The following is a 12,392-nucleotide window of genomic DNA, read 5'->3' as shown; positions in this document are numbered from 1 at the left end:
CAATGGATTTTCTAATTAGAAATGTAATATGATATCATTGGAAATGTTTTTTAGATAAGAGTATTTTAACGCAAAAAATCCCCCGACACAAATATAATGTATCGGGAGATTCTGACATTATTTGCATTTTTCCCAAAATTCCACCATGGCCTCCACCAGTTTCTTCCATCGTTCGTACTTTATCCTCTGCTGGGTGACGCAGTCGGAAGTATCCGGCAAACAAATTCTTTCCAAATGCACACACTCTTTAAACGCCTGAGTATAGGACTCATAAACCCCTGATCCTACACCGGCGGCAATTGCAGCTCCATGAGCCCCGGTTTCATCGCAGTCCACGACTTCCACAGGTACTTCCAGCAAATTTGAAAAAAGTTTTGTCCACCGGGTACTTTTGCTGATGCCGCCTGTCAATCTGATTTTATCGATTTGAAATCCTGCTCTTTTAAAAAACTCCATATGGTATTTATGTATAAAAACAATCCCCTCGGCAACCGAAGCAGTCATTTCTTCCATTGTTGTACTCAAAGAAATTCCCACAAATCCCGCCCGGGCACAGGGATGTATGCTCGGCTGCGCCACAAAAGGCAAATAAAATAATTCTTCCGGAACCTTGGTTTTTAAAATAATTTCATCAACTTTTTGATACAATTCTGACGGCTTATAAAATTCTTTTTGCATAATCGAATTTCCAAATGTTTTATACAGCCATTCCACATTATTCGCTGAAGCGCCGCTCCAGGAACAATTCAGATATTTTCCCGGATATATGTAAAACATATTGGCCGAAGCTCCCCGAATCACTTTTTCAGAAGACATCTGGTTGACACACCAGCTGCCTGCCACCATGTTCAAAATTCCCGGTGCATCGGCGCCGCTTCCCACAAAACAGGCCATATTATCCATCATTCCCGCTGAAACCGGTATGCCTTCTGCAAGTCCGGTTTCCTCTGCCGCCCTTTTTGTCACGCCCCCGACAATGCTTCCGGCCTCTTCGATCAATTTCGGGAGGCAGGCGGACATTTCTTCAATGCCGTACATAGCCATCAGTTTATCCGAGTAATCCCCTGTCTGCATGTCTAATAAGGCCGAACCGCCCATACTGTTTTTATTCCCTGTATAACGGCCCGTTAACCGATAAACAATATATCCGCCAAACAAAAGAATATGTTTAATCTCCTGATAAACCTCAGGTTGAAATGTTTTGAACCATCTCAACAGCATGGCCGGCTGACCGCCCCATATGTCACCCTGGGTCATACTTTGTATCATCGCACCTGTACTGCTTTTTTTGAGCCCATCCGCCAGATCATTTGCCCGATAGTCATTTGAATAAATACCCGGTGCAGCTACACGTCCATTTTCCCCAAGCAGAACAATGCCATTCCCATAAGTTGAAACACCAATGCCGCGAATATCTCCCGGGAAAATTCCGGATGTCTGCAAAAGTTTCCGTATTCCCTGACTGATCTGTTTCCATAAGACTTCCGCATCATACTCTTCAAATCCGATTTTCTCCGTTTTCAGATGAATACTCGGACAGCTTTCAGATGCAATCTTACGACCCTCCCGATTAAATAATACAATTTTTATACCTGTATTTCCTCCGTCAATACCCAATAAATAATCCGACATTTTTCCTCCTTTCTCTTCTCATCTATTTAAAAACGGACACTGCTTCCCATCAGTGTCCGTCATATATAAAGAGGAGAACTATAAAATGAAAAAGTTTTCCATTTACAGGTGAATCCTGCACATTATTTTACCTTTGTATCCAGGTAAAATTCATATGCTTCATTATCTGTATATTTTTCATGAATAACCTTAGCTACGGCCTTAGCCATTGCCTTCGGATCTTCCGCCTGGAAAATATTTCTTCCCATATCCACGCCGCGAGCACCTTCACTGATAGCTCTGTAGGCCAAAGTCAACGCTTCTTTTGGAGGTAACTGCTTTCCTCCTGCGACAACAATCGGAACCGGACAGCCGGAAGTCACCTTTTCAAAATCTTCACAATAATAGGTCTTTACAATCTGAGCGCCCAATTCAGCCAAAACCCGGGTAGCCAGCGAAAAGAACTGCGGGCTTCTCGCCATCTGTTTTCCGACGGCCACAACCGCAAGTGTAGGAATTCCATACTTTATTCCGGCATCGATCGTCCGGCACAGATTAGTAATGGTTTCTTTTTCATCCTTTGTTCCAAGGAATGTCTGTACTGCCATCGCCGATGCATTCATCCGAATAACATCCTCGATATCCACGCCGATCGTTTCAGACGTTACATCCTCTGAAAGTACCGTACTTCCTGCCGAACAACGAAGAGCAATCGGCTTATTAAACATTGGCGGAAGGCATGTCCGTATGGCTCCTCTGGTTGCCATGACAACATCAATATCTTCCTGAAGTTCCGGAAGAAGAATATCCAACCGTTCCAATCCCTTTGTTGCTCCGGAAATATATCCATGGTCAACTGCAAGAATTAATGCGTTTCCGCTTTTCGGATTAAATATGCGGGACATCCTGTCCTTCATACCCCAACTCATATTATCCATGCCTTTAATGTGATAATTGGTTTTCCCCGGAGCTACCTCCGTGTGAAAATTCTTTGAAGGGTCGATACCCTCATGATTATTTGTCTTGATACCATCCATGTCTGCCATAGTGTAACCACCTTTCTACTAAAAATATGTATTTATTATTTTTTCTGGTCTGCCAGAAAATTAATAATCATGACAAGAATTAAAACAAATCCCCATATAAATGTTTTCTGATAACTGCTGAATCTTAAAATATTAAATCCACTGGAAAGAATCTGTAATGTAATAATGGATAACACGATTCCCACGACTTTTCCTTTTCCGCCAAATGGACTGATACCTCCCAATATTGCCACCAAGAGACACTGCAAAATATAGGATGAACCATAATCTACCTTTGCCGACATTGCTCTTGAACATACGATTATTCCTGCGACAGCAGAAAGCACTCCACTGATCACAAAAGTCAAAATTGTCGTACGCCCATTGTGTATACCTGAAAATAAGGAGGCTTTATTGTTTGTTCCAAGCATATAAACATCCATACCAAATTTTCTTTTCTGAAGTAAAACAGTCATCAGGAAGATGATAACCAGGAATATGATCATGATCAACGGAATCCCCATTATCTGCGCGCTTCCCAAAACTCCATAAGCACTGTCCATCCCTGTCACCGCAGAACCATTCGTCATAATAATCGCTATTCCCTGAAAAATCTGCATACTCCCCAGGGTGGCCAGCATGGCCGGAACCCCCAGATAATGCACGATAACGCCATTAAAAGCCCCGCATAACGCACCGACAATCAAAACAAGAATATAAGATATAAATACTGCTGCCATACCTCCCATTGAATCTGCAAACTTCAACACAAAAATTGATGACAGAATTCCGCACAGATTGCCGATTCCAACAACCGACAAATCAATTCCGCCAAGAAGCATGGCAAAAGTTACTGCTGTTGCAAATATTCCGATCTCGGGCATCTGCGTCATCATGGAGCTAAGCATAGACATGCTGAGAAATGTTGATTTATTCGGAACAACAATAACGATGAGCAAAAAAACGACACACATTATCACCAACAGGCGGAATATTTCAGAATTATTATTTATGACCTTTTTTAATTGTTCTTTCTTTATCATCGTCATCCCCCGCTATTCATCATTTTCCAATACCGGCGCTATCTTTCTCTGATCTTTAAGCACCTGATATGAAGATATTCCTGTACCAATTACAATAACAATTCCGATAACCAGTGTCTGCCACGTTGATGGAATACCAACAAGAATAAGACAGCTTTTGACCATCGTAATTAAAAATAATCCCAAAAACGTTCCAAGCACCGTTCCGCGTCCGCCGCTGATTTTTGTACCTCCCAAAACGACCATGGCAATAATTGTCATTTCTCCGCCCATCAAATCTGTAGGAATACAGCAGCGGGTTTGGATGGAATGGGATAAACCGGCCAGTCCGGAAATCAATCCTATGTAGGCATAGACAAATATAATAATCTTATTGACAGGAAATCCGACTCTCTCCGCCGCCGTCCGATCCCCGCCAATGGCATAAATCATACGTCCCAGCATTGTTTTGTTTAATATAAACCATGTAAGGGCCATGATAACCAGCATAAAGATAAATGTTATCGGAATAATTGTCTGCGAAGAACCGGATGTGACAACCCACAGCCGAAACTTTGAAACTCTTTCCAGCGGTTCCACAAGGCGGTTGACCTGAGAACCTCCGAGAACAGAAATCAGCAGGCCGTAAAAGGCACTCGATGTTCCCAAAGTTACAACAAAGGCAGGAAGCTTAAACTTCGTGATCAAAAAGCCATTGATCAATCCCAGCAAAAGTCCGATTCCCATGGCCATGAGAAAAAGCAAAATGACCGGTCCGCTGTAATCCACGGATTGAGCAAATCGATTCGTAATATACATGGAACATACTGCAATCGCCGGGAAAGATACATCAATACCCCCGATAATAATTCCGAGCATGATCGCATAAGCCATCATACCGTCAATAATCAAATTGCGCAGGATTCCGGCAAAATTTGACGCCGTAAAAAATACCGGATTTTTTATTCCAATCAACAGTCCGATGAATATGATTGTTAATATCAGATAGGTTTCCTGTTTATTCTTTTTATAAAAATTTCGCATTTTCCTTCACCTACCCTTCAACAAGCATCGCACTCAGCTGCATATCTGTTACACCCTTCGTCTCACAGACATGGGTAACGCGGCCTTTGTTCATAACCAATATCCTGTTGCAGTTCTGCAAAACCTCGGATATATCATCGGAGATGATAATCACGCCCATTCCCTGACCGGCTAATTTCCGGGCATAAGCATGTATATCGGCTTTAGAACCCACATCAACCCCAACCGTCGGACTGTTCAAAATCAATATTTTCGGCTCGGTTTCAATCCATTTTGCGATAACGACCTTCTGCTGATTACCTCCGGACAAGGCCTGCACAGGCAATTGGCCTGACGGAGTGACAATTTTCAGCTCATCGATCCACCGTGTAACCTCTTCATCGATTTTTTCTTCACTGATGAATCCGAACTTATCGATCATCTTCCGATATGCCGAAATCATGACATTTTTTCCGATACTATGGGGCATAAACAAACCTTCCGTCAAACGATCCTCCGGAACACAGGCAATACCGTTTTTTATGGCATCCCTCACGCTTTTCAATTTTACCGCTTTTCCCTCAATACATATTTCCCCTTCATATAGAGGAACCATGCCGAAAAGCGCCTTTGCCAGCTCAGAACGGCCGGACCCCAAAAGTCCCGTAATCCCTATAATTTCACCGGCATATAGATCAAAACTGATATTTTTAAAAAGTGATTTTGCAGATATATTTTTCACTTCAAGCAATAAATGTTCTCTTTTATCGGGTCCCGGAAATACTGAATTATCCAGCTTTCTTCCCGTCATATAATAAATAAACTTTTCATTATCAAAATCTTTCATGGCGCCGTCAATGACTTTTTTGCCATTCCGGATGATCGTCAGCTCATCGGCAATCTCAAAAACTTCTTCAAGTTTATGACTCACAAAAAGAATTGATATTCCCTTGGCCTGAAGTTCTCTTACTATCTTAAATAAAGACGCAACCTCCTTCTTCGTCAGCGCTGTCGTCGGCTCATCCATAATCAACAATCTGGCATCATGGAGCAATGCCCGGCAAATAGCCACCAACTGTTTATCCGCAACGGATAAATCTCCCAGACACGCGTCCAAATCTATATCAATGCCTACCAAAGACATTATTTTCTCGGCTTTCGTTCGAATAGATTTCCAGTCCACAAATTTCTTTTTCTCATATCTTTCTGAAGTCATTGCTATATTTTCCGCCACTGTCAAATTCGGAAAAATAGCAAAATCCTGGTATATAATCTGAATTCCGGCATCAATCGCCTGCTGCGGTGTCAATTTGGAATATTCCTTTCCGTCAATCACGATCGTTCCGCCATTCGGCACATAAACACCGGCGATAATTTTTATCAGGGTCGATTTCCCACACCCGTTTTCGCCGGCCAAACATCGTGTTTCTCCCTCATATATTGTCAGGTCAACATTTTGAAGCGCTTTGACACCGGCAAAATTTTTAGAAATACCTTTTAATTCAATGAACGCCTTTTTCATAAAAATTTTCCTTTCAACATGCCAGCTTTAATTCCCCGTATCTCCTGATTGCCGGGTCCGGACTTACTTGTCCGGGCCCGTTCAGATTCATCATTAGAAATCATAGTCTCCCATATTATCTTTATCGACATCAATCCATGCAGAACCATTAATAATGTTCCCATTTACGGTAAGATTCTGATAACCATCCGGTGTCAGACTTACTCCATCAGAGATTTCTTCCCCGTTTAATACCTTGACACAGAGTTCAGCTAACGCATATCCTGCGTCTGCCGGATCCCAGAATGTAATTTTATCAATTGCACCGGATTCCAGATACTGCTCCGCTGTGGATACAAGACATGTTCCTACAACATATGTACTGTCTTCAAGTCCCTGTTCCTCAATCGCTCTTGCAACGCCCGGAACATCTGCCATAGCCGAACCGAGGAAACCTTTTACATTCGGATAAGTACGCAAAATTTCCTGAGTTTTCTGATAAGCGACTTCCGAATCTTCTGTCGTTTCATTTTTGCTGGAAACAACGCTCATATCCGGATATTTTTCTTCCTGAAGAGCCACCTCAGCATCAATCCACTCATTATGAGAAGTTGCCGTCAATGCGCCAAGGAAGGTTGTGTACTCTCCTTCACCGTCCATCATCTCGGCCAGAAGTTCCATCAGGTGCTGTCCGTATTCCGCATTGTTAAATGCTTCCAGATCATAGTCTGCATTTTTAACATCTGTTGCCTCATGAGTCACCACAACAATGCCTTTATCTCTGGCTTTCTGAAGAACCGTTTCCACTGCTTCCGTGGAGTTTGGAATAACAACCATGGCATCAACGCCCTGTGCAATTAAATCTTCAATAACAGCTACCTGTTCTGCCGGGTCTGCGGTGTCTGCTCCGGTAATATATACATCCATTCCCGTATCCTCTACAAACTGGTCAATACCAACCTGCATACGGTCATACCAGGCAATACCCATAATTTTTACAACGATGGCCACGGTATACTTTTCATCAGATTCCGTCTTACCGGTTGTTTCCCCGGCAGATGCTGCCGTTGTTTCCGCTGTTGTTTCTGCCTTTGTCTCTGCTTTCGTCTCCTTACTTCCCGAACTGCAGCCGGACAAAATTCCTGCCAGCATGCTGCATGCTAATAAAACGCTTAATATTTTTTTCATAGTAAAACCTCCCTTGTTCCATCAATTTATTTTTCTTCATCTTCATAAGGGAAGATGCGGGTCATTCCTTCCGGAACCTCAATAAACGGACAATTTCCGAGTTCATAAATAAAACCTACATACGGCTCCGCATTCATATAGGCATGAATATCTGAGAAAAACTTTCCGGTGGACATGATCGGAACACCGTTATCCTCAAATTCATACATCACTTCTTCCAGTTTTTCATCTGAAATTTTTTCCTTAATATGGTGAAGCCCCGGGCCGTGTCTGTCCAGCCAATCCTGATAAATTGTCGGTCCCTTTACCGGCTGGATAACTTCAATCTCAAAATCACCCACCATAGTTATGGCAATACGCATTTCCCACGGTTCTTCGACTTTTTTTCCACCCCGTTTTCCATGTTCCAGATACATCCAGTCCATATTCTCATTGTTAAAGCTTCTCACCTTCCACGGACCGATTTTCAAACGGTCTACCCATTGCTGAAGCGTTGCCTCCAAATCATCTGTTATTGCACATACCTGCCAGATTTTCCGGTCTTTATTGTACGCCTCAAGTTCTTTGTTGGTCATTCTCTCTACCTCCTGTTTAATATTTATTTACATCTTAAAATAAGGTGTCCTACATGGTGCATTCCAGTATGCCAGTAACTCTTCATCCATTCTTACCATGCACATCTGAAAACCTGCCTGTTCCTGGACAGTCAGCAACTCCCCGACATGGTTGCCAACAATGGAGATTCCTTTTTCCTCAAGATATTGCTGACAGCGCCGATATACGATCAGCTGCTCCATCAAAGTGGTTGCCCCGGAACCGTTAATAAGCAAAAGTACCTTTTCCCCGGATTGAATCTGCAGATCCTCTATGAGAGCATCGATCATAATTTCTGCCGTCTCATTTGCGGTTTTTATTTTTGTTCTTCCTCCGCCGCCTTCTCCGTGCTGTCCCATTCCGATCTCCATTTCATCCTCAGCCAATGTCGCCAACTCGGCCCCTGTAATCGGGTGAGTAGCTCCTCTGAGCGCCACCGCAAGCGTCGCCATGTTATCGGCGACTCTCTGAGCGATCTCCGCAACTTCTTCCACATCTTTTCCTGAAGCTGCAGCCGCACCGGCGATTTTATAGACCGGCACACAGCCCACCAGTCCGCGGCGATTATCCGCATCACTCCTCGGCACGCTGGAAACATCCTCCTGAGTGACAACTTTCTTAACCTGAATACCATCTTTGTGAATCATTTTCATCGCCATGTTCCCTGAAAGCATATCTCCCGCGTGATTTAAAACAATATATACAACACCCTTTCCTTTGTCGGCTTTTCGCAATGCGTCGGCACACACCTGCGGTCCCGGGGCCGCAAAGATATCCCCGATGACACCAATATCCACCATGCCTTCGCCCACAAAGCCCGAACAACACGGTTCATGTCCTGAACCACCCATCGTAACAATGGTTACACGATCTGCCTCATCAAGTTTTTTGTTGATAACCAGATGATTATTTTCCACTGTCAGATAATCTGAATTTGCCATTGCAAGTCCCTCAAGTAATTCTTCCGTCAGATTTTCCGGTTCATTAATGAATTTTTTCATTTTCATGATTGGATCCCCCCTATAACATATATCCTTCATAAAGTCCCTTAAATAAATACATCATGCCGACAGCACCTGCATCAGGAAATCCAAGTGTCTGCTCCCCATAGGATTTCGCTCTTCCATATTTAGCTATATATTTTTCTGTGGCTTTAGTCCCTTCTGCTGCCCCTTCTGCCGCTGCCTTTAAAACAATTCCCACATCATCTGTCTCGGCTTTCTCCGCATACTCCCCGGCAATAAGCAACGCATCCATCATCGTTTTATCGCCGATACCGGCCTTTGAGATGGTTTTCATCTCACTAATTCCCGATTCAATCATAGATTTTACCGATTCGGCTTCTAATATGTTCTCATTTTCTATTCCCTGACCAAATCCCTGAAAAAGTGTCCCCCATAAAGGTCCGGCCGAACCGCCGTTGACGTTCATTATTTCAAACCCGAGAGTATCCAAAAATTCACTCATACTTGTATTTTCCCATTCCCGACTGTTTTCACGAATACAATCTGCAATCCTTCCCACAGTAATGCCATGATCTCCATCACCGAATTTCGAATCTATCTTCGACAGCAGATCCGTATTCGCTTTTAACAAATCGGAGGTATATATCAACATTTTTTGTAATTTATTTTTAGTAATATTTTTCTCACACATCTCTTTTCTCCTGTCATTAAACCCCATTAACTCTGAATTTCTTCCCACTGCCCCTTCTTCTGGCTTTTCATAATTGCCTCGCACAGCAAAGATTCTCTGTATCCGTCAGCAAATACAGGAAAAGTTTTCTCTTTTGAATAGTCCCCGTCTAAAATATACTGATATACTTCCCGGAACAGCTGCTTCGATGTATCTGCAAATCCTTCATTATGGCCGCCCGGAAGGGTGATAATACTCCTCGCTCCCGGATATACCAGAGACGGATCCCTGATAATAATTTCATTCCCCGTATCCCTTCGACCTACAACTAACTCATTCGGCTTTTCAGAATTCCACAATATAGAACCTGCAGAACCATTAATTTCAAAGGTAACCTGATTTTTATGCCCACAAGCCATTTGATTCACTGTAAAAACACCTTTTTGTCCGCCGTCAAAATGAAGTAATACCGAAGCATAATCCTCTGTATCGATATCCACGATCTCATAATCATCATTTTTCAAAATTTTTCCGGACCAGGTTTCTACACCCATCTTCGGTTTTTTTCTCTTTGTAAGAAATGTTCCGATGTCTGCGTTTACATCTGTAATCTTCAAACCGGTGATGTATTCTACCAGGTCCATCCAATGGGTTCCTATATCCCCGACTGCCCTTGTCTCTCCACTTTTTTCCGATTCAAGCCGCCAGCTGTAATCCGTATCTTTTACAAGCCAATCCTGAAGATAGGCGCCGGTAATTGAATATAATTTTCCAATATCTCCGCGTTCGATCATTTCTTTTGCATGACGTATCAGCGGATAATAACGAATATTAAAATGAATCGCATTTACCAAATGCTTTTCTTCCGCCAGATGAACCAACTCTTTAGCTTCTTCGGATGTCAGGGTCAAAGGCTTTTCACATACAACATGTTTTCCGGCTTCCAATGCCCTTTTTACCATTGAATAATGAAGCATATTCGGCGTGCATATATGTATAACCTGTATCTGCTCATCTTCCAGTACATACCGGATATCGTCATATACCTTCTCTATACCCAATATTGACGCTTTGCTTTTTGTCTTCTCCAAATCTCTTCCGACAAGCGCTTCTACCCTCCCCAGATTTGTTCTGCGAATAGCTTCCACATGTTCTTCTCCAATAAATCCGACTCCCACCACAGCGATATTTAACATTATTCACCACACCTTTTTGTTAATGTAAATATATTAACTTTTTATTTTGATTAAATATTACATCTTTCACTATTTATTGTCAATTGCTTTTGACTTTTTCTACATAATATACATTTTATACCAGTTATTTTTGTGTATTTTTTTATATATTATATATTTACTTTTCTCATAATTGATATATTATATAACTATAAAGTATATTTTTTTACATAATTATATTTATATTACACATAAGATTACATTTGCTACACTTTTTTCTGTCAAAAAATTTATAGATAAATATTTTCAATTTGACAAATTCTACATTTCACGCTATTTTATTGTTAAGGGATTAAACATTAGGGGATTATATATGGAAATAAAACAAGAAAAGGCTGAACGACTTGTTCAGATAGCCAAAATGTACTATGAAGAAAATTTAACACAAAGTGAGATTGCAAAAGAAATCGGCGTATCACGTGCGCTGATTTGCCGTCTTTTAAATGAAGCAAAAAAATATGGCATCGTAACCATACAGATTCATTCTCCGGAAGAAGATTATTCACTTTTAAAAAATCAAATCCGGAATCGTTTTAAAATTGATGATGTTTACATTGTAAACACCCTTTTGGGACAGGATGTCACGGATGACCGTATTTCAGAATGTTTTTCAGATGTTCTTTTAAAATTGCTCCCAACCTGCAATAATATCGGCTGCAGTTGGGGAAAAATTATTCATGAAGCTCTCGAAAATTTAAGTAAAAAGAAAATAGATTTTCAGCTTCCTGACACAGCTAAAGTGTTTCCTCTGGCCGGAAATATGATCACTACGGGTTATTCCATGGATGCTCAGAAAATTGTGCAGACTTTTTCATTATGTTTTAATGCCGTTCCAAATTTTTTATATGCTCCGGCTTTTCTGGAAAGTTCTATGGAACTGGAACTCTATCATAAAACAGAAAATTATAAAAGCATTGCTCAATGCTGGAAAAATATTGACTTGGCTATTATCAAAATTGATAATTATCCAACCAGCCCGGATTTGGGCACAGCCGCCAGATATGAAGTTTTATTAAAAGAAAAGCATGCCTGCGGCAGCTTTCTCGCCTATTATTATAACTTGCAGGGAGAAATTATCCGGTCCGATTTTGATTACAGTATACAGATTCCAATCGAATATCTGGCTTCATGCAAAAAGGTTATCGGTATATGTTCATCAAATGTCATGCCAAAAAGTCTTCTCGGAGCCATGAACACCGGCCTTTTCACTCATATCATTGCTTCACAGCCATTGCTTGAAGCAGTTCTCGACCTAAAACGTATTTAAAATAAAAAAGTATTCTCCGGGGATGCCTTAAAACGACACTCCCGGAGAATACTTTTTTACTCGTTTATCTTTTCCAATTCCTCTTTTGTAAGTTTTGTGACGCGCAGTATGAGCTCATCCGAAAGACCTTCTTTGCGCATATTTATCGCAGCTTCCAGTTTTCCTTCAAGTTTGCCTTCTTCCCGGTCATAATAGCGTTCTTCCCATGCCTGCATATAACGCACACCCACTTTCTCGCTGGCCTTCACCTTACACACACGCTGATGGAGCCTGTGAATCCGTACACTATGT

11 protein-coding genes and 1 pseudogene are annotated in these 12,392 nt (G+C 41.7%); 1 reads left to right on the top strand and 11 read right to left on the bottom strand.

Going from position 1 to position 12,392, the window contains the following annotated elements; genetic code table 11:
* Window positions 1–117: 117 nt before the first annotated feature.
* The 10 genes from ACMN7X_RS04935 to ACMN7X_RS04890 all read right to left on the bottom strand — a co-directional run bounded on the left by ACMN7X_RS04935 (window position 118) and on the right by ACMN7X_RS04890 (window position 10,795).
* Entirely contained in the window at window positions 118–1,632 is a 1,515-nt protein-coding gene (locus ACMN7X_RS04935) for an FGGY-family carbohydrate kinase (protein WP_418746385.1), read from the bottom strand.
* Window positions 1,633–1,754: 122 nt separating this feature from the next.
* Window positions 1,755–2,657, bottom strand: a complete 903-nt coding sequence (gene lsrF, locus ACMN7X_RS04930) for a 3-hydroxy-5-phosphonooxypentane-2,4-dione thiolase (RefSeq protein ID WP_418746384.1) — start codon at window positions 2,655–2,657, stop codon at window positions 1,755–1,757.
* A 35-nt stretch (window positions 2,658–2,692) separates the two neighbouring features.
* Window positions 2,693–3,679 (bottom strand): ABC transporter permease, encoded by a 987-nt coding sequence (locus ACMN7X_RS04925; RefSeq protein ID WP_418746383.1) that lies wholly within the window; start codon window positions 3,677–3,679, stop codon window positions 2,693–2,695.
* Window positions 3,680–3,691: 12 nt separating this feature from the next.
* Window positions 3,692–4,702, bottom strand: a complete 1,011-nt coding sequence (locus ACMN7X_RS04920; protein WP_418746382.1) for an ABC transporter permease — start codon at window positions 4,700–4,702, stop codon at window positions 3,692–3,694.
* A 10-nt stretch (window positions 4,703–4,712) separates the two neighbouring features.
* Window positions 4,713–6,203 carry a sugar ABC transporter ATP-binding protein gene (locus ACMN7X_RS04915; protein ID WP_418746381.1) on the bottom strand — a complete coding sequence of 497 codons (1,491 nt, stop codon included), beginning with the start codon at window positions 6,201–6,203 and terminating at the stop codon, window positions 4,713–4,715.
* Between the two features lie 93 nt (window positions 6,204–6,296).
* A complete protein-coding gene (locus tag ACMN7X_RS04910) occupies window positions 6,297–7,370 on the bottom strand; it encodes an autoinducer 2 ABC transporter substrate-binding protein (RefSeq protein ID WP_418746380.1) in 1,074 nt (357 codons plus the stop codon).
* A gap of 26 nt (window positions 7,371–7,396) precedes the next feature.
* Entirely contained in the window at window positions 7,397–7,945 is a 549-nt protein-coding gene (locus ACMN7X_RS04905; RefSeq protein ID WP_418746379.1) for a VOC family protein, read from the bottom strand.
* 27 nt (window positions 7,946–7,972) lie between these two features.
* Window positions 7,973–8,971, bottom strand: a complete 999-nt coding sequence (locus tag ACMN7X_RS04900) for a dihydroxyacetone kinase subunit DhaK (RefSeq protein ID WP_418746378.1) — start codon at window positions 8,969–8,971, stop codon at window positions 7,973–7,975.
* A 13-nt stretch (window positions 8,972–8,984) separates the two neighbouring features.
* Complete coding sequence (locus tag ACMN7X_RS04895; RefSeq protein WP_418746377.1) at window positions 8,985–9,620, bottom strand: dihydroxyacetone kinase subunit L; 636 nt, start codon at window positions 9,618–9,620, stop codon at window positions 8,985–8,987.
* A 26-nt stretch (window positions 9,621–9,646) separates the two neighbouring features.
* Complete coding sequence (locus ACMN7X_RS04890) at window positions 9,647–10,795, bottom strand: Gfo/Idh/MocA family protein (protein ID WP_418746376.1); 1,149 nt, start codon at window positions 10,793–10,795, stop codon at window positions 9,647–9,649.
* A gap of 352 nt (window positions 10,796–11,147) precedes the next feature.
* On the opposite strand from ACMN7X_RS04890, the gene ACMN7X_RS04885 reads away from it, so the two are divergent.
* On the top strand, window positions 11,148–12,101 hold the full coding sequence (locus tag ACMN7X_RS04885; RefSeq protein WP_418746375.1) for a sugar-binding domain-containing protein: 954 nt from the start codon (window positions 11,148–11,150) through the stop codon (window positions 12,099–12,101).
* Between the two features lie 56 nt (window positions 12,102–12,157).
* On the opposite strand, the pseudogene ACMN7X_RS04880 reads toward ACMN7X_RS04885, so the two are convergent.
* A pseudogene (locus ACMN7X_RS04880) lies at window positions 12,158–12,392 on the bottom strand (hypothetical protein); the annotation flags it as partial.

The sequence above is a fragment of the Frisingicoccus sp. genome (assembly GCF_048388605.1).
Lineage (GTDB): Bacteria > Bacillota > Clostridia > Lachnospirales > Lachnospiraceae > Frisingicoccus.
Note: the sequence above shows the minus strand (reverse complement) of the source record. Positions and strands in the feature narration are given on the sequence as shown.

Coding starts and splice junctions, on each gene's coding strand:
- ACMN7X_RS04925 (WP_418746383.1), bottom strand. CDS start 3,679: ATGATAAAGAAAGAACAATTAAAAAAGGTCATAAATAATAATTCTGAA.
- ACMN7X_RS04935 (WP_418746385.1), bottom strand. CDS start 1,632: ATGTCGGATTATTTATTGGGTATTGACGGAGGAAATACAGGTATAAAA.
- ACMN7X_RS04895 (WP_418746377.1), bottom strand. CDS start 9,620: ATGTGTGAGAAAAATATTACTAAAAATAAATTACAAAAAATGTTGATA.
- ACMN7X_RS04910 (WP_418746380.1), bottom strand. CDS start 7,370: ATGAAAAAAATATTAAGCGTTTTATTAGCATGCAGCATGCTGGCAGGA.
- ACMN7X_RS04885 (WP_418746375.1), top strand. CDS start 11,148: ATGGAAATAAAACAAGAAAAGGCTGAACGACTTGTTCAGATAGCCAAA.
- ACMN7X_RS04900 (WP_418746378.1), bottom strand. CDS start 8,971: ATGAAAATGAAAAAATTCATTAATGAACCGGAAAATCTGACGGAAGAA.
- ACMN7X_RS04905 (WP_418746379.1), bottom strand. CDS start 7,945: ATGACCAACAAAGAACTTGAGGCGTACAATAAAGACCGGAAAATCTGG.
- ACMN7X_RS04920 (WP_418746382.1), bottom strand. CDS start 4,702: ATGCGAAATTTTTATAAAAAGAATAAACAGGAAACCTATCTGATATTA.
- ACMN7X_RS04915 (WP_418746381.1), bottom strand. CDS start 6,203: ATGAAAAAGGCGTTCATTGAATTAAAAGGTATTTCTAAAAATTTTGCC.
- lsrF (WP_418746384.1), bottom strand. CDS start 2,657: ATGGCAGACATGGATGGTATCAAGACAAATAATCATGAGGGTATCGAC.
- ACMN7X_RS04890 (WP_418746376.1), bottom strand. CDS start 10,795: ATGTTAAATATCGCTGTGGTGGGAGTCGGATTTATTGGAGAAGAACAT.